This window comes from Halobacillus sp. SY10 (assembly GCF_045401165.1).
Classification (GTDB): domain Bacteria; phylum Bacillota; class Bacilli; order Bacillales; family Halobacillaceae; genus Halobacillus; species Halobacillus aidingensis.
In genome coordinates, this window is sequence record NZ_CP174345.1 from 1,171,772 (window position 1) to 1,195,898 (window position 24,127).

Annotated in this window: 26 protein-coding genes; 15 read left to right on the forward strand and 11 right to left on the reverse strand. The window is 43.3% G+C overall.

The window, feature by feature from the left end:
- Positions 1-396: 396 nt before the first annotated feature.
- A complete protein-coding gene (locus ACJA3J_RS05990) occupies positions 397-897 on the reverse strand; it encodes a GNAT family N-acetyltransferase (protein ID WP_089653191.1) in 501 nt (166 codons plus the stop codon).
- Between the two features lie 88 nt (positions 898-985).
- On the opposite strand from ACJA3J_RS05990, the gene ACJA3J_RS05995 reads away from it, so the two are divergent.
- The gene (locus ACJA3J_RS05995) at positions 986-1,540 is read left to right on the forward strand and encodes a sugar O-acetyltransferase (protein ID WP_115894538.1); all 555 of its coding nucleotides are present in this window, start codon (positions 986-988) and stop codon (positions 1,538-1,540) included.
- An 87-nt stretch (positions 1,541-1,627) separates the two neighbouring features.
- The gene (gene map / locus ACJA3J_RS06000; protein WP_406945791.1) at positions 1,628-2,383 is read left to right on the forward strand and encodes a type I methionyl aminopeptidase; all 756 of its coding nucleotides are present in this window, start codon (positions 1,628-1,630) and stop codon (positions 2,381-2,383) included.
- A 624-nt stretch (positions 2,384-3,007) separates the two neighbouring features.
- On the opposite strand, the gene ACJA3J_RS06005 is transcribed toward map, so the two are convergent.
- From ACJA3J_RS06005 to ACJA3J_RS06015, 3 genes are all read right to left on the reverse strand, one after another.
- Positions 3,008-3,205, reverse strand: coding sequence for a cold-shock protein (locus ACJA3J_RS06005; protein WP_089653196.1), 198 nt, complete (start codon positions 3,203-3,205; stop codon positions 3,008-3,010).
- Between the two features lie 200 nt (positions 3,206-3,405).
- Positions 3,406-4,257, reverse strand: a complete 852-nt coding sequence (locus tag ACJA3J_RS06010; RefSeq protein ID WP_406945792.1) for a hypothetical protein — start codon at positions 4,255-4,257, stop codon at positions 3,406-3,408.
- Between the two features lie 18 nt (positions 4,258-4,275).
- Positions 4,276-5,112, reverse strand: a complete 837-nt coding sequence (locus ACJA3J_RS06015) for an alpha/beta fold hydrolase (RefSeq protein WP_244157213.1) — start codon at positions 5,110-5,112, stop codon at positions 4,276-4,278.
- Between the two features lie 90 nt (positions 5,113-5,202).
- Here ACJA3J_RS06015 and ACJA3J_RS06020 point away from each other — a divergent pair, with 90 nt between their 5' ends.
- Entirely contained in the window at positions 5,203-5,982 is a 780-nt protein-coding gene (locus ACJA3J_RS06020; RefSeq protein WP_089653198.1) for a cobalamin-binding protein, read from the forward strand.
- Between the two features lie 16 nt (positions 5,983-5,998).
- Here the strand turns inward: ACJA3J_RS06020 and ACJA3J_RS06025 are convergent, their stop codons facing one another.
- Together ACJA3J_RS06025 and nhaC are read right to left on the reverse strand one after the other, a co-directional pair.
- Positions 5,999-6,832, reverse strand: a complete 834-nt coding sequence (locus ACJA3J_RS06025; RefSeq protein ID WP_115894569.1) for an MBL fold metallo-hydrolase — start codon at positions 6,830-6,832, stop codon at positions 5,999-6,001.
- Between the two features lie 175 nt (positions 6,833-7,007).
- Positions 7,008-8,414, reverse strand: coding sequence for a Na+/H+ antiporter NhaC (nhaC, locus tag ACJA3J_RS06030; protein ID WP_406945793.1), 1,407 nt, complete (start codon positions 8,412-8,414; stop codon positions 7,008-7,010).
- A gap of 419 nt (positions 8,415-8,833) precedes the next feature.
- On the opposite strand from nhaC, the gene ACJA3J_RS06035 reads away from it, so the two are divergent.
- The 4 genes from ACJA3J_RS06035 (at position 8,834) to ACJA3J_RS06050 (ending at position 10,970) form a co-directional block, all read left to right on the forward strand.
- Positions 8,834-9,571, forward strand: a complete 738-nt coding sequence (locus ACJA3J_RS06035) for an AzlC family ABC transporter permease (RefSeq protein WP_406945794.1) — start codon at positions 8,834-8,836, stop codon at positions 9,569-9,571.
- Entirely contained in the window at positions 9,568-9,861 is a 294-nt protein-coding gene (locus tag ACJA3J_RS06040; RefSeq protein ID WP_115894537.1) for an AzlD domain-containing protein, read from the forward strand. The genes ACJA3J_RS06035 and ACJA3J_RS06040 overlap by 4 nt, the downstream gene beginning before the upstream one ends.
- Before the next feature lie 61 nt (positions 9,862-9,922).
- On the forward strand, positions 9,923-10,351 hold the full coding sequence (locus ACJA3J_RS06045; protein ID WP_089653202.1) for a hypothetical protein: 429 nt from the start codon (positions 9,923-9,925) through the stop codon (positions 10,349-10,351).
- Positions 10,352-10,436: 85 nt separating this feature from the next.
- On the forward strand, positions 10,437-10,970 hold the full coding sequence (locus ACJA3J_RS06050) for a GNAT family N-acetyltransferase (protein WP_089653203.1): 534 nt from the start codon (positions 10,437-10,439) through the stop codon (positions 10,968-10,970).
- A 45-nt stretch (positions 10,971-11,015) separates the two neighbouring features.
- Here ACJA3J_RS06050 and ACJA3J_RS06055 read toward each other — a convergent pair whose 3' ends face one another.
- Positions 11,016-11,897, reverse strand: coding sequence for a cation diffusion facilitator family transporter (locus ACJA3J_RS06055; RefSeq protein WP_089653205.1), 882 nt, complete (start codon positions 11,895-11,897; stop codon positions 11,016-11,018).
- 299 nt (positions 11,898-12,196) lie between these two features.
- Here ACJA3J_RS06055 and wrbA point away from each other — a divergent pair, with 299 nt between their 5' ends.
- From wrbA to ACJA3J_RS06070, 3 genes are all read left to right on the forward strand, one after another.
- Positions 12,197-12,802, forward strand: coding sequence for an NAD(P)H:quinone oxidoreductase (wrbA, locus tag ACJA3J_RS06060; RefSeq protein ID WP_089653207.1), 606 nt, complete (start codon positions 12,197-12,199; stop codon positions 12,800-12,802).
- Positions 12,803-13,172: 370 nt separating this feature from the next.
- The gene (locus ACJA3J_RS06065; RefSeq protein WP_089653208.1) at positions 13,173-13,415 is read left to right on the forward strand and encodes an IDEAL domain-containing protein; all 243 of its coding nucleotides are present in this window, start codon (positions 13,173-13,175) and stop codon (positions 13,413-13,415) included.
- Positions 13,416-13,654: 239 nt separating this feature from the next.
- Positions 13,655-14,497, forward strand: coding sequence for a D-alanyl-D-alanine carboxypeptidase family protein (locus ACJA3J_RS06070; protein WP_244157215.1), 843 nt, complete (start codon positions 13,655-13,657; stop codon positions 14,495-14,497).
- A 34-nt stretch (positions 14,498-14,531) separates the two neighbouring features.
- On the opposite strand, the gene ACJA3J_RS06075 is transcribed toward ACJA3J_RS06070, so the two are convergent.
- Positions 14,532-15,152 (reverse strand): NAD(P)-dependent oxidoreductase, encoded by a 621-nt coding sequence (locus ACJA3J_RS06075; protein WP_089653210.1) that lies wholly within the window; start codon positions 15,150-15,152, stop codon positions 14,532-14,534.
- A 102-nt stretch (positions 15,153-15,254) separates the two neighbouring features.
- Between ACJA3J_RS06075 and ACJA3J_RS06080 the strand changes: the two genes are divergently transcribed.
- A complete protein-coding gene (locus ACJA3J_RS06080; RefSeq protein WP_115893481.1) occupies positions 15,255-16,550 on the forward strand; it encodes an MFS transporter in 1,296 nt (431 codons plus the stop codon).
- A 1-nt stretch (position 16,551) separates the two neighbouring features.
- Here ACJA3J_RS06080 and ACJA3J_RS06085 read toward each other — a convergent pair whose 3' ends face one another.
- Positions 16,552-17,466 (reverse strand): zinc dependent phospholipase C family protein, encoded by a 915-nt coding sequence (locus ACJA3J_RS06085; protein WP_406945795.1) that lies wholly within the window; start codon positions 17,464-17,466, stop codon positions 16,552-16,554.
- 305 nt (positions 17,467-17,771) lie between these two features.
- Between ACJA3J_RS06085 and ACJA3J_RS06090 the strand changes: the two genes are divergently transcribed.
- The 4 genes from ACJA3J_RS06090 to ACJA3J_RS06105 all read left to right on the forward strand — a co-directional run bounded on the left by ACJA3J_RS06090 (position 17,772) and on the right by ACJA3J_RS06105 (position 21,962).
- The gene (locus ACJA3J_RS06090; protein ID WP_406945796.1) at positions 17,772-19,112 is read left to right on the forward strand and encodes an IS4 family transposase; all 1,341 of its coding nucleotides are present in this window, start codon (positions 17,772-17,774) and stop codon (positions 19,110-19,112) included.
- A 771-nt stretch (positions 19,113-19,883) separates the two neighbouring features.
- Positions 19,884-21,275: a class II fumarate hydratase gene (gene fumC / locus ACJA3J_RS06095; protein WP_406945797.1), complete on the forward strand. Its 1,392-nt coding sequence runs from the start codon at positions 19,884-19,886 to the stop codon at positions 21,273-21,275.
- A 124-nt stretch (positions 21,276-21,399) separates the two neighbouring features.
- On the forward strand, positions 21,400-21,606 hold the full coding sequence (locus ACJA3J_RS06100; protein ID WP_089653219.1) for an alpha/beta-type small acid-soluble spore protein: 207 nt from the start codon (positions 21,400-21,402) through the stop codon (positions 21,604-21,606).
- Between the two features lie 188 nt (positions 21,607-21,794).
- Positions 21,795-21,962, forward strand: coding sequence for a hypothetical protein (locus ACJA3J_RS06105; protein WP_160915233.1), 168 nt, complete (start codon positions 21,795-21,797; stop codon positions 21,960-21,962).
- Between the two features lie 35 nt (positions 21,963-21,997).
- On the opposite strand, the gene ACJA3J_RS06110 is transcribed toward ACJA3J_RS06105, so the two are convergent.
- Both ACJA3J_RS06110 and ACJA3J_RS06115 read right to left on the reverse strand, forming a co-directional pair.
- Positions 21,998-23,095: an ABC transporter ATP-binding protein gene (locus ACJA3J_RS06110; protein ID WP_089653223.1), complete on the reverse strand. Its 1,098-nt coding sequence runs from the start codon at positions 23,093-23,095 to the stop codon at positions 21,998-22,000.
- A 126-nt stretch (positions 23,096-23,221) separates the two neighbouring features.
- Positions 23,222-24,115, reverse strand: a complete 894-nt coding sequence (locus tag ACJA3J_RS06115) for a CdaR family transcriptional regulator (protein ID WP_089653224.1) — start codon at positions 24,113-24,115, stop codon at positions 23,222-23,224.
- Positions 24,116-24,127 lie beyond the last annotated feature (12 nt).

Consider the following 24,127-nt stretch of genomic DNA (forward strand, 5'->3'; position numbering starts at 1 on the left):
ATTCGATGCATACGTGAAACGAACCCCTTTCCCGAGGGTGAATGTCTTTCACATTTCCTGATTTATAGTTATAAATCGCTCTATAGCAAGCTTTTTTATCCTGAATAGCGGTTATGGGAATTCATATAGCTCTATTTTCCTTATGAGTAAAAACATCTTATGCCGGAAGTGGTTTCGAGACACTTATACGGTAAAGGGGCGGAGGGGAATGGGGAGGATCCTGCGGGAAAAAAGTGCTTGGTGAGACCCAGCAGGACGGAGTCCGAGGAGGCTCACCGCGCTCCCGCGGAAAGCGAGCCATTCCCCGCAGCCCCCATCCACTCAACAAAAGTCTCGAAAGTGATTCTTCCACAAACGGGAACTTATGTGAAATTGACATTATAATTGTAGAATTAGTTATAAGAAGAGGACCATATGATCTTCGTCTAAATAGCGATTTGGTAATTTGATGGCTTTTTCCTCTGTACCGTACGTGTGGAAGCCGAGCTTTTTATACAACTCTTGGGCCGGATGGTTATCTGTGACCACGCTCAAGTGAAGCACTTCTAGCTCGATAGCACGTGCAAATTGAATCAACTCTTTAATTAAGAGTTCTGCGCCACCTTTTCGTCTATGATCTTTGGTTATGTACATGGCTAGGATGGACGCTTTGTGGGAAAACTTTGGGTGGGATTCTTTCACTAAAGTGACGACACCTGCAAGCGTCTCCTCAACAAAAAGCCCGAACGTGCGGGAGGTTTCACTTTCCAGCCTTTGGGCTATCGTGTTGATTGGATCAGGCCTTTGTTTTTCCTGTTCATATGTAGTGATAAATGCATCGGGATTGGTTAGTAGCGCTTCTAGTCTTAAATGATAATATTCTTTAGCATCCGCTTGATTCAATTCGCGTACTTGCATAATAAATGACCTCCTTTGGTTGTTCCTAGACTAGCGAAAAACTATGGTAAAGTAAAGAGAGAACGTACTTATTGACTGAGGTGATCTCATGACTGAAAAGGAAAAGATGATGGCAGGCGAATTATATAAATCCTGGGACGAAGAGTTGACGATGGAACGGTCCCGCGCTAAACAACTGACTTATCTATTGAACCAGACGAAAGATACAGAGGACCATTATCGTAAGCAGCTGATTCATGATCTTTTTGGTACGATTGAAGGGGAGATAGGGCTCGAACCTCCATTTTATTGTGATTATGGTTACAATATTCATGTAGGTGACGGTTTTTTTGCTAATTACAATTGTGTATTTCTGGATGTCTGTGAGATCCGTATCGGAAAAAGAGTGCTGATCGGTCCGAATGTCCAATTGTACACGGCCACACATCCAATGGATCGAGAGACAAGGGCGAGTGGATTGGAGTCAGGCAGACCGATTACTATTGGTGATGATGTATGGATCGGAGGAAGTGCTGTCATCAACCCGGGAGTGACCATTGGAGAGAACGTCGTGGTTGGCGCAGGGGCAGTGGTTACGAAGGATGTTTCACCTAATGTGTTTGTAGCTGGAAACCCTGCAAAGGAAATTCGAAAGGTAGATTGAATTCTTAAGGGTAGTCGTTCCTCCAATTTTTCGTTATCATACTAGAGGATACATGCATACGTAATAGAAAAAGAGAGGATTGAGCAAATGATCAAACGTAAGAGTCAAAGAGAAATTGAAAAGATGCATGAAGCAGGAAAGCTTCTTGCGAGTGTTCATAAACAATTACGCACGTTCATTAAGCCAGGCGTAACTACGATGGAAATTGAAAATTTCGTTGAAAAGTACTTAGCTGAACGTGGGGCCACTGGGGAACAGAAAGGCTACCAGGGATATGAATTCACTACATGTGCTTCCATCAATGATGAAATTTGTCACGGTTTCCCACGTACAGAAAAACTGGAGGAAGGCGACATCGTTACTATTGATATGGTTGTTAACTTGAATGGCTTCTTGGCTGATTCAGCCTGGACACATGCCGTAGGAGAGGTTAGTGAAGAAGCTAAAAAGTTAATGGATGTCACGAAAACTTCGCTTTATAAAGGGATTGAGCAAGCCGTTCCTGGGAACCGCATCGGTGATATCGGTCATGCCATTCAATCTTATGCAGAAGGGGAAGGCTATTCCGTAGTCCGTGATTTCACAGGACACGGTATTGGCGATTCCATTCATGAAGATCCTTATATTCCTCACTTTGGTGCCGCTGGAAAAGGTGCTCGCTTGAAAGAGGGCATGGTCATAACGATTGAACCGATGATAAACATTGGTGCATGGGGCAGCCAGATGGATGAAAACAACTGGACAGCACGTACTGTTGACGGTTCGCTTTCTGCCCAGTATGAGCACACCGTTGCCATTACAAAAGAAGGTCCGTTCATTCTTACCGAACAAGACGGAGAATAAGCAAAAAAAGGAAGGCTCAGCCACTGAGCCTTCCTTTTTTTGTTGAAGAAAATGGCAGTCTTCTTGAAGACTCAGTTTCGAGACTTTTATTGAGTGGATGGGGGCTACGGGGTATAGCTCGCTTTCCGCGGGAGCGCGGTGAGCCTCCTCGTACTGCGTCGAGGCCACTGAAAAAGTGCTGACTATACAAAAAGGTAGAAGTTCACCTACTATATTTAGGTGCCTTCTACCTTTTTTTGTGTGCAGATATGGATGATCTGTCAATTATTTTTGAAATTAAGTCAGTTTTTCAGTGGCCTCACTGCGTCCTGTGGGGTCTCACCATGCACTTTTTTCCCGCAGGAGTCTCGCCATTCCCCTCCGCCCCTTTACCATGGGAGTGTCTCGAAACCACTTCTCGGAAACTCTGCTAGTATGCTCAAGCGAAGTGAAATATATAATACTCTCCCCCGTGTGAATCCGAATGCGAAAGCTTGATATAGAGCGATTTATGCCTAGTTCTAAGTGGGGGTGGGAGAATCCCCATTGTGGTAAAGGGGTCCGTTTCTCACATGCATCGAATGGGGTTGGTGGATTTGGGTAATAAAAAAACTCCCCTATGAAAGGGGAGTTTTTTATACGTTCTTATTTTTGAACGTTAGCTGCTTGTGGTCCACGCTGACCTTCTTCAATTTCGAAACTTACAACTTGTCCTTCTTCAAGAGACTTGAAACCTTCTTCTTGAATAGCAGAGAAGTGTACGAAGACGTCGTCTTGACCTTCTACCTCGATAAATCCAAAACCTTTTTCTGCGTTAAACCATTTTACTGTACCTTCAACCATGTACGTTACCTCCTGCGTGGAAAAAATCCACATTGTATTACTATTCTTGCTCTTTTCAAGTTCCATCAAGACGACATCTTACGAAACATCTTCTCTTGCATGAATCTGATCGAACAACGAATAATTAACCTTAGTATAACAGATGGACCAAAAGAATGAAAGCCCTGTGAGGAAAAAGTTTTCCCAACTACTGGGAATGTTCACTCCTGGGGCTGAGTGAGATAAGCTTGATTCATCAAGGAGAATAGGGACCGCTCTACAATGGCATCCACCTCAGTATTCTGAATACGGGCAAGGTCATAAAGTGGGCGGCCTTGTTCTAATAAATGTTCGACAATCAGATAGCCTGTGTAATTGGCTTCTTTTTCAAAACCAGAAGCGCCTGTGCCTTTTGTAAACGAATAAAGGGCTTCATAATCGGTGCGATGGAGGTGCGGCTGGATGTTCATCATCACACGGTTCGGTTCACGACTGCATTTTTCCTGCTCCCAGCACAATGGGAAGTCGATCATTCCACTCTCTTCGAGAACTTCTTCGGTTGTGTGGGCCGCCATCCCTTCCTGGAAAATCAACTGCCCTAATGTTCGTGTATGACTTGGAGCAAGTCCTGATTGGCTGCAGTGGACGACACGAGTCAATTCTTGAATTAATCGTGTCCGGCTGGATGTTAGTTCGACAGGAAAGCAAAGGGTATAATGCTGGTTCTTTTCCATAATGAATGGATCTGTTTCAAAAGTTCCAACAAAAAACATGACGGTCATTCTTACGGGCGACGTACAGTGGAGAATTTGTTTAATGGATTCTACATAACCATTCACTTCTAAGGGGCCAATATCGAAATATTGAATTTTGTCATAGACTTGTTCGTATCTATTCCATGCGTATTCAATCATTTCTTTTGCTAGCTGCCCTTGTTGATAGCCGGGAGGGGTGTAGGGAAAAGCGTATTTATCAGTCCATAACTCATAGCGTTTGTGCAGCGGTGTTTGGGAGGCTTGGTCATAAAACGTAAGGAAACGATCCAACATTTGTTTGCATTTGACATCATCCATGATGATCCCTCCGAATGTTTAAGTATTAGTTAAAAACTCCAGGCGTTTCTTCCAAACGGTGTGAGCATCTTTACCTATCCAAATCAAATGACTATCAGAGTCGACTTCAAAAATTTCGCAATCAGGTACGGAAGACTTCAACAATAGAGCGTTTGTGTAAGGTACACTGCGATCTTTCTGTGAATACATGCCAAGAACAGGCACCTGGAGGCCGTTTATATCCGGGGTTTCGTGATCAAGATCTGTGATAAACCCTTTTCCGGATTGGGAAGTCGCCAGCATATCCACAATGAAACGGCGGTCGTTAGGGGTAAGGTTGTCCAAGTAATCTTCAACATTCTCTGTTGTTAAATCAGCAAGCAATTGTTTCAACACCAAATCAGGGAAGAATTTAAGCATGGTTCGGAGACTACTCCAAACGAATTTCTCTGCTGGTCCGAAAAGAAGCGCGGCTCTTTTTTTTACATCACCTTCCCATGAAGTGAGGAGTGCCGCTTCAAGCAGCAAACGGGCCACACGGTCTGGGTGATGAACAGCTAGAGCGATCCCTGTAGGTCCAGCCGCCGAGATTGAGATGACATTCACTTTTTCAAGTTGGAGATGGTCGAGTACTTCGACGATTGTATCAGCAAAATCCTCAGGAGTGCGACCTGTGGAAAGCTCGGTGTAATCGTAGCCGGGGCGAGAAATCGTGAGTAATGAAAATCCTTCATAAATCAGGCTGCTGTGAGATAAATCTGTATCTCTAGTGGAGTGTCCACCTTTCAATAACAAAACAGGAGGGCCGGACCCTTTATATGTAAACTCTACTATTCCTTTGGATGTATCGAGGAGTGTCGTCGTCAATGGGTTCATCCCTTTCTTTCTTCGTTTTTCCATACATTCAATATAAGCTATAATGGAAGAAAATGAAACATCAGACGATTCTGAAAAAGGGGTTGAAAAATGAGAATTGTGTCGATTTGTCCTAGCAATACTGAAATTGTCGCTAATCTTGGGCAGACCCACCTGTTGGTTGGTGTCGATAATTATTCTGATTATCCTGAAGAAGTGGAACATCTTCCGAAGCTTGGTCCTGACTTATCCATTGATATCGAAAGGGTCGCTTCCTTGAAGCCGGACCTTGTTTTAGCATCTTTATCTGTTCCTGGAATGGAAAAGAACATTGAAGGGTTGGACGAATACGACCTGCCCTATATCATATTGAATCCGAACACGTTATATGAGATTTCTGAAGATATTCGTCGTGTAGGAAAGGCGATTGGAGTGGAAGAGAAAAGCCACCAGCATGCGGATGATTTTCTGAGAGAAATCGATGAATTCAAACATCGTTCCAAGCAGATGGAGAAAAAGCCTTCTTTGTACTGGGAATGGTGGCCGAAACCGGTATTTACACCAGGGAAGTTGAACTGGCTGAATGAAATCAGCGAACTTTCTGGTGGGGTTAACCTCTTCCGTGACCAAGAGGTCGCCAGCTTTCAAACGGATTGGGAGGAAGTGAAAAAACGCGATCCTGATCATATATGTATGGTGTGGGTAGGGGTGAAGGAAGAAAAAATGAATCCTGATCTTATTAAGAAGAGACCAGGGTGGTCTGAACTCAAAGCTGTGAAGCACAATCATATTCATGTCCTGGAAGAATCACTTTTTTGCCGACCAAGTCCGCGTTTACTGGAAGGTCTTAGAAAAATATCTGCTATTGTCAAACACAAAAACAGCAAGTGAGGATATCACTTGCTGTTTAGTGAAGCTTCCCTTTATGTTTCGGGACAGCCAATTCTTTAAAATTCGTGGCGAGTTCGTTCAATTGTTTGGAAAGAATTTCTCCTTCCATCGGCAGACCGTGGCCTGTGACGGCTACCACCGGCTGAAGAGAGGCTAGTTCTTTAACGGACTTTTCTGCTTCCTCCCAGTTATGAGTAAAGTATGCCGGGGGGCCATGCACGTGCTGGTGTTGAATAAACACAGCCATACTTGACTCCTGCTTCACTGTAATGAATGCATCTCCGGCAAGGAGAGTTTTGTCCTTATCACGAAATAGAGCGATATGCCCCGGTGTATGTCCGGGGGTGTGAATGAAGCGCCAATCTTCAAGAAAAGGGATGGTCCCATCGTTTGGAAGCGGATGGATGTATTTACTCAAATCGGCCTGGTGAGTAGGGAAGAAAGGCGATAAAAGCGAAAATAACCCACCCCCGACGGTTGCATCACCAACAGGATAATCTCGTTTCCCTGTAACATAATCCATCTCTATCGGATGAATATATATAGGGACTTTCCATTCATCTGCCAATTGCTTTGCTGAACCGACATGATCGAAATGACCATGTGTCAGAATAATGGCTTTCGGCTTTGCACGCCCGTATCTCTTCTCCGCGGCTTCCATGATCCGTTTACTATAATGGCCGATTCCACAATCAATGAGCACCCAGTCATCGGCTCCTTCCTTACCAATAAAGACAACATTGACAATTAACGTGCGGTAAAAGGCGATATCATCCAACACCTGTTCAGCTTCTGCATGCCCCATATGATATTCTTCGTTCGACTGATCCTCATGTTCCATTTGGTCCATGCCCATCACCTCGATCTCCCATTGTTTTTATTTAGTGTAAGTCAGAGAAGGGGAATTATTCACCGTCCTATTGTTTGTTCAGGAGTGAGCCGTAATGTCATGATAGTGCCAGGCATTATTTGAGAAGGGAACAAAAAAAGACCGCCTCTTAAAGAAAGAGACGGTTCTTCATCTGTTAATTCGCTTTATCGAGTGGTTGAATCTTTGCTTGCTTTGGGGTGAGTGTTTTCCCCGTCAATCCAAATAGAATCGTGAGCAATGGGCTCAATAGGCAGAAGAAAGCAAAGGGCAGGTACTCGAGAACGGGTACACCGAGCACACCGGATAAGAAGACACCACAAACACTCCAAGGGACAAGTGGATTGATAACGGTTCCGGCGTCTTCAAGTGTTCTGGACAAGTTCTTCCTTGCAAGTCCCGCTTTTTCATAAATGTCCTGGTAAGCTTCTCCCGTGAGCAAGATGGACAAATATTGTTCCCCGATGGCAATGTTGATTCCAATCGCTGTAAACGCGGTAGACAGCGTAGCGGAGCGAGCTGATTTTAGTGATTCCTGTACGCGGGTCAAAATAGAAGGAATGATCCCAGTAACAAAGAACAGTCCTCCAAGAGCAAGGGCGAGAATAACTAGGGATACGGTGAAGAGCATGCCGTTCATTCCACCGCGGGTCAACAGGTCGTTGACGATATCATTCCCGGAATTTCCTTGGAAGCCGTCAAACCATGTCCCGAAAAGGACGCCCCATTCCATGACACCGCGTAAACCGGCGATCAATGTGGCGACAATACTGCTGATGGCAAGAGATAGGAAAGCCGGGCGTTTGGTCACAGTCATGATTACAAGTAAAGCTAATGGAATCCAGGAGCTCCAGTGCATCAAGCCTGTTTCCCTAAGACCGGCTTGGAACGTGTTCAATTGCTCCACATCCGGTCTTCCGTCTGGAGAAAGAATCATGAACAGGATAAAGGTAATCACAAAAGCAGGAATCGTTGTCCATGCCATGTTTTTTATGTGATCAAACAAATCGACTTTAACAACCGTTGAAGCCAGGTTGGTCGTATCGGATAGGGGGGACATTTTGTCACCAAAGAATGCCCCGGATACGATGGCCCCTGCAGTCATGGCTAAGGATATATCCATCGATTGAGCAACCCCGATGAGCGCTACCCCAACCGTCGCTGCTGTTGTGAATGAGCTGCCTAAGGCAACACCGACGATGGCTGTTACAGCAAAAACAATCGCTAAAAACCATGGGCCTCCAGCTAGAAGAAAGCCTGCATTCATTAAGACAGGAATGGTTCCGCTGGCCATCCAGCTCGCAATTAGGACCCCAATGACAAAAAATAGAAGGACAGCTCCCATTCCTGTCTGTGCTCCTTGAGTCATCCCGTACTGCAGATCTTTGAAGCTCATTTTTTTCAAAGACCCATAGGCGATCATAATGAGGATTCCGATCAGAATCGGGATGTGTGGAACGGTTTGAACGTCAATTATAAAATAGCTGATGATTCCAATGGTTACGAGTAATAGTAATGTCGATTCAATGATGCCTGGTAGCTTTTTTGGCTGCAGGTGAAGCATATGAATTCCCCCTCAAGTTTTATTATTCTTTACTCCCAAGGCCGTGTTTATAAAAATAAAAGCCCCGCCCCTGAAAACAGGGACGAAGCTTTCACTCCGCGGTACCACCCTTGTTGGTAAATTTCTTTACCCACTCTGTTGGTGTATCACTTGGTCTTGAATTCTGTAATTCGATGGGAGGATGCCCAAGTTCACACCAACCACTTGGTCTCTGTCTGCTGCTCTCGAACCATCTACTTCGGAACTCATGATACGATCTATTCTTTTTTACTTAAACGCTTTTAAGCAGTGAAGTAATGTGAGTTCATCATAGAATATTTTTTATAGGATGTCAACGAATTTTTTTACAAGACGATGCTTCAAATTGTTTCTTCTGTTGTGTATAATAGTGGAAATTTGGATGGACAGGGGGAGGAAGGATGGAAACACAAGCCATTCACACAACGGCTTCTTCTACTCGCTTACATATGATCAAAAGAGGGATGATTGCGGGTTTTCCGATCATGCTGGGCTATTTACCAATCGCTTTAACTTATGGTGTCTTAGCGAGTCGGACAGGAATGACGAATCTTGAGCTAACATTAATGAGCGTGCTTGTGTTCGCTGGCGCTGCTCAATTTCTAGCAGTAGGGATGGTAGCGACGGGGACAGGAATGATTGAAATTATTATTGCAACATTTGTTCTGAATTTCAGGCATTTCGTCATGAGTCTATCTTTCGTCAACCGTTTGAAAGGGGTGGCCCTAAGAGCAAAACTTCCTCTTACCTTTGGTTTGACGGATGAAACTTTCACGATGTCGGCTCTGTATAAGGACGAAGCAAAAGAGAAATATGGCAGCTTATTTTATGCTTCTTTAATCTTGACCGCTTATTTATCGTGGGTGGGAGGATCCTATCTTGGTGGTGTTTTAGGTGATGTCATGCCAGCGAGGTTAAGTGACAGTATGGGCGTTGCCTTATACGCCATGTTCATTGGACTTTTGATCCCTTCCGTGAAAAAGGATTTCAAAATCGCTGGCATCGCTGTACTCGCAATGTTGATCAATTTTATTTGCCAGTATTGGGGAATGAGTCAAGGCTGGGCCATCGTTATGGGTACCGTACTTGCAGGCTTCAGCGGAATTTGGCTTCTTGAAGATGAGGAGGTGACAGTATGATCATTTGGATGGTTATCGGTATGGCAGTCGTTACAGCTGTTCCGAGGTTTTTACCGGCGTTGATCGTAGGTTTTGTCACTTTCCCGAAATGGGTAGACCGGTGGCTCAATGCCATTCCATATGCTGCACTCGGAGCGTTGATTTTTCCAGGAATCATGTCAGTAAAGCCCGATGCACCCCAAATCGGTGTCATCGCTGGTTTGGTAGGAATTTTCCTTGCATGGTTGAATGTCCATATTATCTTCGTTGTACTTGGGGCCATTGCCTCTGTATTCTTGATGACATTATAATCACAACTGCCCAGAAGGTGCATATCTTATAGGGATACTTCCGAGAAAGGAATTGATCGTTATGCACCGACAATTTGGGTTTCCTTTCGGGCAGATTTTCGGATTTCCTAATCAGGGAGGCCAATTCGGCCCGGGCCAACCACCTCCTGGACCTCCACCAGGTGGACCACCTTTTGGAGGCGGGCAAGGGCAGCCACCATTTGGTGGAGGACCTGGTGGGCCAGGCGGTCCTGGAATCCAGCTTCCTCCACCACCGGATCAGCCGCCTAGTTCACAAGGGGCTTCTCTATTTGCTGTTGATCCAGGGTCATTATATGGCTGCCTCTATCGATACACATGGATCACGCTTGTTAACGGCCGCTCGTTCTGGTTTTATCCGACATTCATCGGCCGCACTTCTGTAGCTGGTTACCGTTGGCAGCGTCGCCGTCGTCAGTGGGTTTATACAGGCTTTGATACACGACAAATTTCTAGTTTCCAATGTAGATAAACCTCAAATAAAAGGTGATGTCACTCTTGGCATCATCTTTTTGTTACAATAAGAATTAATTAGAGGAAGAAGGGACGATCTCCATATGCCTGAAGTTAGAGCTGCCCGCTTTGAGGATGCTGAAACGATTGCGGAAATTCATGTGAAGAGTTGGAAATCAACATATAAAGATTTGATTGATGAAAGGGATTTAAGCAATACGACGGTTGAGCACCGTATTGCGCTTTGGGAAACGGTGCTTAGAACTCCTGTGAATGGTCAGATTGCCTATGTTATTGAAAATGATCATGGTGAAGTTGTCGGCTTTGTTTCTGGTGGAAAAGAGCGGACAAAGAATTATGGATTTGACGGAGAAATTTATGCCATATACTTGCTGGATGAGTATCAGGGAAAAGGGTATGGGAAAGAAATGCTCCGGGTATTCTCAAATGGGATGCTTGAAGCGGGGTACCAATCCCTTCTTGTATGGGTGCTGACCAATAATCCTTCCAGCCATTTTTACATAAAATATGGAGCAGACCCAGTTGAGGCTGAGAGGGTCACGATCGGACAAGGAACTTATGAAGAGACGGCTTATGGTTGGAGTGAGTTAAAGAGCTTAACTGATCGTCTAGCATAAACCAGACCATATTCGTCAAAAAAGCCTGCCGTCATGGCAGGCTTTTTACGTCTCTTCTTTTTCTTCGTAGGGTTCGATATGGATATGGGCGTAACCGATGTTTTTTTCTTTTTCTAATCGCTCTTCCACTTCATCGGTAATGGTATGCCCTTCTTGCACAGTAATATCAGGATTGACGTGAATGGTGGCTTCGACAAGCGTCTTATTTCCCTGCATCCGTGCCTTGACATCTTTCACAGCCCAAACGTCAGGATGATCGGATATGCTCTCACGGATGTGTTCAATTCCTTCTTCATCATAACCATCCGTAAGGCTGTGGGTGGCATCGACAAAAATATCCCAAGCCGTTTTACAAATGATGAGGCCAACAATCAAACCAGCAAGAGGATCCAACCAGAACACCCCGAACTGAGAACCGAAGATACCGATGCTTGCACCGACACTTACTAAAGCATCTGATCGATTATCTTGAGCAGCGGCATATAAGGCATTACTATCCACTTTTTTTGATAAATTTAAATTGTAGCGATACACACCATACATGATTAAGGCAGCTGCTAAAGCCGTCCAAGCCGTAAGCATGGAAGGTTCACTTGCTTTTTGCTGGATAATATCCTGAACCGTACCGATAATCACTTCAATGCCGACAGTCATCATAATGAAGGCCGCAATGAGAGAAGCGATCGTCTCAGCGCGGAAATGTCCATAGTGATGATCTTCATCCGGTGGTTTCCTTGAAATCTTAAGCCCGATCAAGACAGCCACGGATGCAATGACATCGGTCGTATTGTTTAACCCATCCGCACGGAGCGCTTCAGAGTTTCCTGCGGAGGCAATGATTAATTTTGTAGTAGCAAGAACAAGGTATGCAATAATACTAACCCAGGCCCCTCGTTCCCCTTTTTTTAATTTTGCATATTCATTCATGGACTTTTACCTCCAGATCGGTCAATTAAAGGCTTGATATAGCTTATCAAATAGAAGTTCAGTGGGTCTAGAGAAAAAAAGCTTTCCATGTTCATGTTAATTGCCTTCGCGCAAAACAGGCTCTATTTGAACTATTATATAGAATTTGTAAAGGTTTTATAAAATATCTCGAATTTAAGAGTCTCGAGTTTGAATTTTAATTTGTGCGGGTATATACTATTTGTGAATCCTGATCGTATCTTAGGAAACAATAAACAGGCATTCTTGGATTCCAATAGTATGTAAAAGGAGAGATTTTAGTGGCAAACGTAAAATTAGCGATCATTTATTACAGTTCTACAGGTACGAACTACCAAATGGCGCAATGGGCGGAAGATGCAGCTAAACAAGAAGGGGCAGATGTGAAACTGGTACGCGTCCCTGAGTTAGCTCCTATGGAAGCAATTGAACAGAATCCTGCATGGAAAGAGCATTACTTAGCTACAAAAGACGTTGTACCAGAAGCGAAAATCGACGACCTTGATTGGGCGGACGCTGTGATTTTCAGTGTACCTACCCGCTTTGGTAACGTTCCTGGGCAAGTGAAACAATTTATGGATCAGGCGGGCGGACTATGGTTCCAAGGAAAACTTGTGAACAAGGTTGTCAGTGCGATGACATCTGCTCAAAACGTGCACGGTGGCCAAGAAGCAACGCTGTTGAACTTTTACACTACGATGTTCCACTGGGGCGCCATCATTGCAGCGCCAGGGTACACAGATGATGCGGTATTTGCTTCAGGAGGCAACCCTTACGGTACGAGTGTGAGCGTAGATGGAGAAGGAAATATGAAAGAAGAAGTTGAAGGCGGCGTACGTCACCAAGTGAAACGTACAATAGATGTAGCAAGTAAATTCATCAATTAATATAGAGGGAAGAGTATGAAGCTTTTTGAGTTTCATACTCTTTTTTTACTTTATAAAGGAAGTTTGGGGAATGAGGGCCCATTTGTGAGTTTTATGGAAAAAGGTTGATCATCGCTTTTCTTTCTTCTAAATGTGACAAGGAGAGGTGAGCGAATCCTATTTTTTTCGAGAAATAGAGATGTTCATAGAATTCTCTTAGGGATTTAGTAACTATTTTGTGACAGTAAATCATGATGAATCCCTCTAGCAATAGGTTTGAAAGGTTTAAACTTTTCAAATTTGGGAATCATAATACTAAATATTCAGAAAACTTGTTGCGAAATTCTATTAAATCCTGCATAATGAAAAAAAGCATGAAGGGGGTAGTCTCATGAGAAAGCAAAAGATTGATTATGTTATCCGTCGCCACCCCGAGTACAAAGGGAAAGAGATTACGGCAAAGAGAGAGTTGTCCTTTGGAATACAGTTAGCCTCACGTCTGCTTTTAGATCAACTAAGTTATCAGTTTAATAAAGAACGTCTGGATAAGGAAATTAACCAGGCCATTGATAACGATGACCGCGATGAATTTGAACGTTTAAGTTTTCAATATCAACCCTTTACATGGGAATAAGATAGAACCGTTGCTGATGCAGCGGTTTTTTTTGTGAAGTTTTAGGTCATGAATGAAAGAGGAACATTGGAATTCTTTCCTATGACTAAATAGAACTCGTCAAGGAACTTTTTGCAACAAATCAAAGAGTAAATGAGCGGAGTTTTAGGAAAACAGCTTTATGAAAGGGATCAGATATACAACATCTTCCTGTGAATGTTATAGTAAGGGTAACATCATAGACTAGGAAGGTAATACAATTGAAAAAAGTATGGATTCTAACAATGTTATGTATCAGCTTGACCGCTTGTTCTCTCGCCTCATCTGGGAACGAACAAGAGTCGGAAGAAGATGTTCCTGCTTCTTCCCAAAAAGAATCGGAACAAAACGATGCAGATAAGGAAGGACAATCCTCTTCACCTGAAGAAACAGAGCAGACACCTGCTGACGAAGAAAAAGATACAGCGTCTGAGAAAACAGAAAAAGATAAAGTCTTGGATGATGGAACGGTCGAAGTAGGTGAACCTGAGAGTTTGCAGGTGGTTGTCAACAAGAGAAGGAAACTGCCGGAGGATTATACTCCCGAAGATTTGACTGTCCCGAATGTGCCTTTTTATTTCACAGAAGACCACCCGAAAAAACAGTTGAGAAAAGAAGCAGCGCGTGCTTTAGAAAAGCTTTTTGACGCTGCTGAACAGGATGGAATTGACTTAGTAGCCGCTTCCGGCTATCGTTCCTATGATCGTCAAAAAAGGATTTACGAAAGAAATGTAGAAGTTTATGGCAAAGAAGAAACAGATACATTCTCAGCACAACCTGGTACGAGTGAACACCAGACAGGACTTGCCATGGATGTCACCTCTGCTCAGGTGGCATTCAAACTGGAGCAGTCCTTTGGTGAAACCAACGAGGGAGAATGGCTGGCCGACCATGCTCATGAACACGGGTTTATTATCCGTTATAGAGAGGGTGCCAAAGAGATCACCGGTTACATGTATGAACCTTGGCATTTGAGGTATGTAGGGAAAGACATCTCTACAGATGTTCATGAACAGGCCGTAACGTTAGAGGAGTTTTTTGGCCTTTACCCTTCGGATGAATGATAGAAAGCCATTTCTCAAGAGAGAAATGGCTTTTTTAATAACAGATTCCAACGCGGTGATATAAAAATGCATTATTGTGTAATTCCTGATAGGCGAATAATGCCGTGTCTGCCACGGTAATCTTTTTGCCGTCTTCCGGGAGCAAATCACGTTCGGATCGGATATTGCCGTATCTTTCTCCATCAGGCAGGTAAGTCGGACAGATGATGGTCCAATCCAGCTTACTTTCCTGTAGAGCTTCATATACTTTAACGTGTTCTTCAGCTGCAAATGTCTTTTTTCGTTTGGATTCATTGCTCTGGTAGCGGTATTTTTCTTTTTCGAACCTGCTGTTGAGGATGCCTGCCGTTCCGATTGTGACGATTCGCTTGATTTCTTCTTCCTTCATCGCTTTTATTATCAAAGGTACACTCTTTGTTAGGGTGTCCGTCTTATCTGTGTTCAAGGCACTTATAACCGCATCACAGTTGGCAATCGTCTTTTTTACGTCTTCTTCATTTTTCGCATCGCCAATAACGAACTCCGCTCCAGGAATAATTTCCATCGCCCGTTTTTCATCACGAACGAGTGCTTTTACTTCCACCTCATCATCTAGAGCTAATCGTACGATTTCAGATCCTACTCTTCCTGTTCCACCGAATAATGCAAGTTTCATTAAATCACCTCAAAGATTTGTAAAGTTTACTTATGACTACGTAAAAATGTGAAAATCCTTTGCTATGCTTGTCTCAAAAGAATGTAGATGGGGGATATGACCATGAAAAAGAAACCCGTTCGGAGCTGGATGCTCTATGATTTTGCCAATTCAGCTTTTGCGACGACCATCATGGCTGCTGTTTTACCTGTATTCTATTATGATGTAGCAGCTAAAGGTATTCAAGAATCTTTAGCTGCAAGCTATTGGGGATATTCCCAATCCATTGCCGTCTTAATCGTTGCGATCCTTGCTCCCATTCTTGGTGCAATCAGTGATTATTCGGCAGCGAAGAAAAGATTTTTGATGTTTTTTGCCTATATGGGCATGATTGCTAGCGTCTTGCTTGCCTTTGTAGGAGAAGGGGATTACGTCTTTGCTTCTATACTATTGATTGTGGGGACAATTGGCTTTTCAGGTGCGAATGTATTTTATGATGCCTTTTTACCTGAAGTGGCCAAAGAGGAAGATATAGACCGGGTTTCTGCAGCCGGTTTCACATTAGGGTATGTCGGTGGCGGGGTTCTCTTGGCCGTCAACTTGCTGATGATTATGAAGTATGAATGGTTCGGGCTGCCGAGTACCTTGATGGGTACGAAGCTTGCTTTCGTATCTGTCGGTATTTGGTGGTTTGTTTTTTCCATCCCTCTTATAAAAAACGTTGTAGAGGAAAAGAAGAGGCAGCAAAAAAGGGAACGCTCTTATGTAGCCATCGGCTTTCAACGGCTTGGTCGGACATGGAAAGAACTGAGACAGTTTAAGCAGCTCCTCATCTTCTTATTAGCATTTTGGCTTTATAACGACGGGATATCTACGATTATAAAAATGGCCACTATTTATGGAAGGGATATTGGTATTGATAGCACTTCACTGATTACGGCTTTACTCATCACTCAATTCGTCGGTATTCCGTGTACATTTTTCTTTGGTTGGCTGGCAGGTAAAATAACTCCTAAACGTGCGCTCATGATTTCATTATCTATCTACCTGGTCATCGTAGCACTTGGGTATTTTATGACCTCAGCCCTTCATTTTTACATCCTGGCTGTGTGTGTAGGTTTCGTACAAGGGGGAGCTCAGGCCTTAAGCCGCTCTATTTTTGGACGAATGGTTCCGGGGGACCGTCATGCGGAGTTTTTCGGTTTTTACGGCATCTCTTCAAAATTCGCTGCCATTTTTGGACCGTTTGCCTTTGCACTTGTGGGACAATTGACAGGGTCCAGCCGTTTTGGGATTTTGTCCCTCTTGTTCTTCTTTATCGTTGGCATGATTCTTTTATACGTGCTTGATGTAGATAAAGGGGTGGAGCAGGCGCAGGCCTACACCCACTCTGATGAAGAGCCCATCATTCGTTCGTAGTTTACACAATCGGATGACAATACTGGTTGGTCAGCATTTTTTCAAGAGGTTCCCCCGTATCATACGAAATGTTTCCGACGATTTCTTGAATGTGAGCCAATACGTCCGGGGAACCTGTTTTCCAATACTCGAAGATATACTGAAAAAGAAGGGTACCTTCATTTTTAGCCTGTTCATATAAATCCAAAAAAGATTCGGCGCGCTTTTCATTCGTTGCCGGGTGATACCACTCCATACGGCTCTCATTCAAAAAATCTCTTTTTTCAGCGATTGGCTGATGGGAAAACGAAGAGACGAGAGATCCGAACCATTGATTTTTCCATTTCCAAGGATCATACAACACCCTTTGAGCAGCTTGAATATGGAAAAAAGATTCTTGAATCACTTTCTTTTTATGTTTTGTCGTGATTTCAGGATAGTGATGGGAGAGCATCGAATGCATAAAGGAAGAAATCGGACGGATTTGTTTTCCAATTTTTATTTTCTTATGGACAGGGTTTTTCCATGTTTCCAAATTCCTCTCACGATGAAGCATGACTGTATCTAAAAGTACCTCTAGTTCCTGGTGTTTATTTTCTTCATAACCTGCATGGTAGTGAACGTAGGGATGGGTATGGCGGTCAAGTATATGATGGCTCACAAAGCCCAGGATAAAGGCTTGAATTAAGTTTTTCTCTGACTTTCCTCGTTCAATCATATCCATCAAAAAGGGCCCGCATTTTTCTGTATGCATCAGCATTCCGATTTCTGCTACCTCTTTGTCCGGTAGAAAAGGCAGGAAATTATGATAAAAGAACGGGTCCGGACCCTGGGCTCCCATATGTAAAGGGGCCGGGGAAGTTTCTAAAAGGTCTTTCCTATCAAGCTCCTCGCACAACTGATCCACAAACAGTATATGTGTCCATATATTAGGCATCATCATTCTCCATTCTTTATAAGAGTTTGTTACACTAAATGGCAGGATTGTGTAAGACTCAGTTTCGAGATAACCGGGGTTCGTTACAAAGTTGAGCGTCAGGGGTGGTTGGGAAGCTACTCGCTTTCCTGCGGGGATGACGGCAAGCCTCCTCGAGCTAAAGCTCTGCGGGGTCTCGCCAGTCAATCCATTCCCGCGGGAGTCTCGCAGCTTCCCCATAGCCGTCAAGCTAAGCTCAACGATTTTATCTTCCCTCCTATAAACGTTATCCTTCCTTGAAGAAATTTCTATGGAAGGATGATTTTATGGTATTTGAAAGACAAATCAAGGCCATGTCTCAGGTTATTCGTCAGACATTCCACCCTGATTTCATTCAAAAAACGGCCTATGATACAGGGTTTCAAAAGCGGAAAGGAAAACTTACCCCAGAAGCTTTTCTCGTTCTATGTACGTTTCTTCAACATTCGATTAGTCAGAAAAGCTTGCGCAATTTAAGCACCAAATTCAGCTACGAATACTTGACCACGATAACCAAACAGGGCTTGAACCAACGTTTCAATACGAAGGCTGTTTCGTTTTTGAAACAGATTTATGATCGATTAGCTGGTCAACAGGGAAAGGTCTCCACGATATTGGACCACCATTCTTTATTCTCTCGCATTCGAATTATGGGTGCGACATCCTTTCGCCTCCCGAGAAACTATGAGGATTATCCTGGTGTTCAAGGCCCTGGTGTCAAGGTACAACTGGAATATGAATACATCAAAGGTGAATTTCTTTATCATTCCATTAGCCGCGAATCAAGGAGCGATAAGGACGCAGCCCGAGAAGTTTTAGGGACCCACCAGCCGGGGGATTTACTTTTACGCGATCTAGGATATTACTCGGCAAGCATCATCAGGGAAATCTTCAAAAGTGAAGCGTCTTTAATCACGCGAGTTCCGAGTCAGACGAAATTTTGGTTGGGGAGTAAAAAAGAAGGTTGGACCCAGGTTAAACCGGAGGAAGACTTGAAAGGTTGTGATGGAGGCGAAACGGTCGACTACGGGTTCATCAAAGTTGGCGGAGACTCTCGCAACTCCTTTGTGGCGCGTGTGATCGCACAAAAACTCACAAAAGAACAGCGCAAAAGACGGGATAGAGCTTTACAATTAAAAAGGCAGAAAGGCCACCAGACCCTTTCTGCCCAAGAAAGAAACTCTATTCAAATTCTCGTGACCAATATAACACATGAGAATTTGAAGGCTCAAGACCTATACCCTCTGTATTCCCTGAGATGGCAAATCGAAATCTTATTTAAAACGTGGAAGTCCTTATTTGAGATTGATGAGGTTCAAAAGATGAAACAAGAACGCTTTGAATGTCATTTATATGGAACGTTGATTGAAATACTTCTCTCATCAATGTTGGCGTTCCAATGTCGATTGTATTTACACAAGATTCATCAAGCTGAAGCTAGTGAATACAAATGCATCGACACAGCGCGCGAGTCTTTGCCTCACCTGATAACGGCTGCCGAAACAGGAGTCGAAAACGTGAGGGCCATGATAAGGCTTGTCTACGAGAATGCCAGGATTCACGGAGGAAAAGAGCACAGAAAGAACCATCTCAGCCCATTTGACATTTTAGGTATAGCTTACAAGTAAAAGATGAACGACTGATTTTTAGAACCTTGACACTTTCAGCTTTTGGTAGGGCACCAACTGGAAAATAAAGGAATAGTAAATGATTATCACTTAAGCTAAATTACAATCATTCACTAGCTTGACGGCTATGCGCAGCTTCCCAACCCCCCCATTCGATAAGTGTGAAAAACGAACCCACTTTGCCCAGGATGAGTGTCTTCCATCATCCCAGTTCTGGATTGATAAAGCGCTCTGTAGCAGGCTTTCCATGGAAAGTGTACACTCTTTAGAATCTACACGCTACTATTGGAAGCTCCGCTATTTGTTGAAGTGGTTTCGAGATCCTTTTATGGCAAAGGGGCGGAGGGGAATGGCGAGACTCCTGCGGGAAAAAAGTGCTTGGTGAGACCCCACAGGACGCAGTCCGAGGAGGCTCACCGCGCTCCCGCGGAAAGCGAGCTATTCCCTGCAGCCCCCATCCACTCAACAAAAGCCTCGAAACTGTGTCTTCCACAAAACGGGAGCTTTAATGGATGTGTGGATTCAAAAAAAAAGAGCCTTTCTGAAAAGGCTCTTTTTCACCACTTTTTACCCACTTGAGAGATCAAGCAAGGATGGAAGATATGTACCTTTGCTTGATGGATTCATTATACATAAATATCTGAAAAATGTAAATAATCTGACTTGTAACTTGAAGAAAATTGTCAAAAAGAGCGGGCTTCTGGTGATTGTTCAAAAGATTCTTGATACAATGAAAGGGCATGCAATGATTTGAGCAAAGGGAGGATATTCATGGATTATCGCATTGAGAAAGATACCATAGGAGAAATCAAAGTACCGAGCGAAAAGTTTTGGGGAGCTCAAACACAGAGAAGTAAACAAAATTTCCCCATCGGTGATGAAAAAATGCCGAAAGAAGTTGTTGAGGGCTTTGCTATTCTTAAAAAAAGCGCGGCAAAAGCAAATGCAGCACTTGGTTTGCTTGAAGAGGAAAAAGCAGACGCTATAGCTTATGCGGCGGATCTCATTATTGCCGGAGAACTTGACGAGCATTTCCCTCTTGTCGTCTGGCAGACGGGAAGCGGGACGCAATCCAATATGAACGTGAATGAAGTTATCGCTTACGTCGGTTCACAATGGCTGGAAGATAAAGGAAGTGAAACGCGCCTCCACCCGAATGATGATGTAAATAAATCTCAAAGTTCGAATGATACTTATCCGACAGCCATGCATATTGCATCTGTCAGAAAGATTGAGGATGTCGTTCTTCCAGCCTTGATCCAATTTAAACATACATTACAAGAAAAAATGGAAGCGTTTAACGATATTGTTAAAATTGGCCGTACTCACTTACAGGATGCCACTCCCTTGACACTCGGTCAGGAAATCAGCGGTTGGCATCGCATGCTTGAAAAAACGGAAAAAATGCTGATAGAAAGTACGGAATATGTAAAAGAGCTTGCGATTGGTGGAACAGCTGTAGGTACGGGATTGAATGCTCATGAAAATTTTTCTGAACAAGTTGTGGCTCAAATTAACGAGGCGACAGGAAAAGGCTTTATTTCCGCACCGAATAAGTTCCATGCGCTTACCTCGCATGACGAACTTGTTCACACGCATGGTGCTTTGAAAGCCTTGGCTGCCGATCTGATGAAAATAGCCAATGATGTAAGGTGGCTTGCAAGTGGCCCGCGTTGTGGCATTGGAGAAATAACGATTCCAGCAAATGAACCGGGAAGTTCCATTATGCCGGGTAAAGTGAACCCGACACAAAGCGAAGCGGTAACGATGGTTGCGGCTCAGGTGATGGGGAACGACGCTACGATCGGTTTTGCAGCTAGTCAGGGGAACTTTGAGCTGAACGTATTCAAACCAGTAATCGCTTATAATTTCTTGCAGTCTGCACAACTTCTTGCGGACAGCATCGTTTCTTTCGATGAACGTTGTGTGAGCGGATTGGAGCCGAATCATGAACAAATTGAAAAATACTTACGTGATTCCTTAATGCTTGTGACAGCTCTAAACCCTCATATTGGATATGAAAATGCAGCGAAAATCGCAAAAACAGCTTTTGAAAAAGATCAGACATTGAAAGAAACAGCGGTTGAGCTAGGTATTCTTACCGAAGATCAATTTGAAGAATATGTTGATCCTAAAGCGATGACGAAGCCAAACGCGAAATGATTTTGTTGTTAGCCATGTTTATTAGCCTGGTATAAATTTCTCCAGTAATTACCACCTGTTTTTTTGACATAAAAACAACCAGACCGACCCATACTACGATTACACAAGACAGGAGGTGAGACACATGGCTAACAACAACAGTTCAAACGAGTTGGTTGTACCTGGTGTACAACAAGCTCTAGACCAAATGAAATACGAAATCGCACAAGAATTTGGCGTACAACTTGGTGCTGACTCTACATCCCGTGCTAACGGTTCTGTAGGTGGTGAGATCACTAAGCGTCTTGTCCAAATGGCTGAGCAACAGTTCGGTGGACAACAATACAAATAAATACTTGTGACGAAGGAGGAAGGGTGCGCCCTTCCTCTTTATTTTTTGGATGTCTTGAAGCATTCATACGTTGCACGAAGATTGAATTCTTTAGATCGTTTTGAAAGAAGTGGCGAGCGATGCAAGAATGTGGTGTATGCAATGGGTGGGCACCCTCTGAGAGAACCTGCCCCAAATGCGAAGGAACAATGCGAGATCAAGGACGTGTCACGGATTTCTTGGATGATTACAGTCCTTATCTTGATCAGAAATATACAGATCTCGTTGATGGTGATTTGAATTCATCCATTACTGAGGAATGCGTCCATTTATTTGTTTGTGAAGATTGTGGTTTGAATGATATTCAAGCCACATAAAAAAACGCAGCCCACAAGGCTGCGTTTTTCATCTATTAGCGGATACGTAATTCAGAGTCTTTATCAAAGAAGTGAACTTTGTTCATATCGATTGCCAACGTAATCTGATCTCCACCATTAATATCTGAACGAGAGTCTACACGAGCGATAAAGTCCTGATCATTCAGTTTGGAATATAAGTAAGACTCAGATCCCATCAATTCTGCTACTTCAATGTCTGCAGTGATCTTCTTATCCTGGTTTGCATCAATAAATACAGGCTCATCATGCATATCTTCCGGTCTTACACCAAGAATCACTTCTTTACCGATATAGTTTTGTTCACGAAGAGGTTTCATTTTCCCTTCAGGAACAGCGATTTTGACCTCGCCCAGCTCGATGTGGCCGTCGGCAAGTTTTCCATTCAGGAAGTTCATCGCCGGAGAACCGATAAAGCCGCCGACAAAAACATTTTCAGGTTTGTCATAAACATCTTTTGGTGCACCTACTTGTTGAATGACGCCGTCTTTCATAACAACAAGTCGTGTTGCCATCGTCATCGCCTCTGTCTGGTCGTGCGTGACGTAGATGGTCGTCGTTTGAAGACGTTGGTGCAATTTCTGAATTTCTGCACGCATCTGAACACGAAGCTTTGCATCAAGGTTGGAAAGTGGCTCGTCCATCAAGAATACTTTCGCATCTCGGACAATCGCACGACCAAGAGCAACACGCTGTCTTTGACCACCTGACAGCGCTTTCGGTTTACGGTCAAGTAAAGCCTCAAGGCCAAGGATTTGCGCCGCATTATTTACACGTTTCTCAATTTCGCTTTTATCCATTTTGCGAAGTTTGAGGCCGAACGCCATATTATCATATACGTTCATGTGCGGGTACAAAGCGTAGTTTTGGAAAACCATCGCGATGTCTCGGTCTTTTGGTGCTACGTCATTCATGCGTTTTTCATCAATCATGAAATCGCCGTTTGTAATTTCTTCAAGTCCTGCAATCATACGAAGTGTCGTAGATTTACCGCAACCGGATGGACCGACGAATACGATAAACTCTTTATCCTTGATGTGTAAGTTGAAATCATCCACTGCTTTTACACTTTTATCATATACTTTATCAATATTGTTCAGTTTTATTTCAGCCATTTTATATCCCCCTAGTAATTTGAAATCGCTTTCTTGATTGATTACAGTGTATCGAAGTTTCTGAAAACGGTAAATGGACAAAGTGCACAAAGCTTGGAAGGGTATGTTTGTGCACTTTGTCGATTGTCAGTATTCCATGTGTAATAATGCGAGATAAGTAATGACCGCGCCCTGAAATTGTTTAATATCAAGCCCCGTTTTTTCCACAAATTTGTCCACTCGGTATTGGAGACTGTTTCTATGCATATACAGTTTTTTAGCAGCTAGAGATGTATTAGAACCCGATTCCAGGAAGATCCGGATGGTCTGCAATAATTCCTTGTCCTTTTCGATGTCCTTAAAGATGGATCTACGAATATGTTCCCATTCTTCTTCTGGAAGTGCGTCTATATATAAATAGGGGATAATATCCATATAGGTAATAATTGAACCTAGTTTATGTTCTTTGGCTATTCTTGCTCCGTGCTGTGCCCATTTCAATATTTTTGAGGCATCCTCCTGTGTCGAAGTGAATTCACTAATAAATAAATGGATATCTGTATAAAAATCACTGCTTAATACGTCTGTCATGCCTTCAAATTCCATGATTTCCTGATCTTTAGATGATATTTCCTCTATGATGAACCCCTCACGATCCGATGTCCATAAGAGAGGCATTTCTTGAGGAAATAGGGATTGAAGTGCTTCCTTTACAATATCTTTCTCTGCTTCAGCATCTTCAATGGAAAAGAGAACAAACCGAAAGGATACCGGCCACACCATATCTTGAGTCTTCTCATTTTTATAAAGAAATGATGACCATCGCTTCTCCCTTTCCGTCATGGTGGATTCTTCTGAGCTTAAAGGTTTGAGGAATATAGAGAGCAATTCAGAAGATTGCTGATCAAGTTCATCTTTTTTAATTCCTACGATTTCTGCATTTTCGGTTTGGAACCATTTGTATTCCGTATGATTGTCAAACCCTAGTTTATTTATCGTGATTGAAGGGTATAATCGTTTAAGTTGGTCTACAACTGACATGAATCTCTTCCT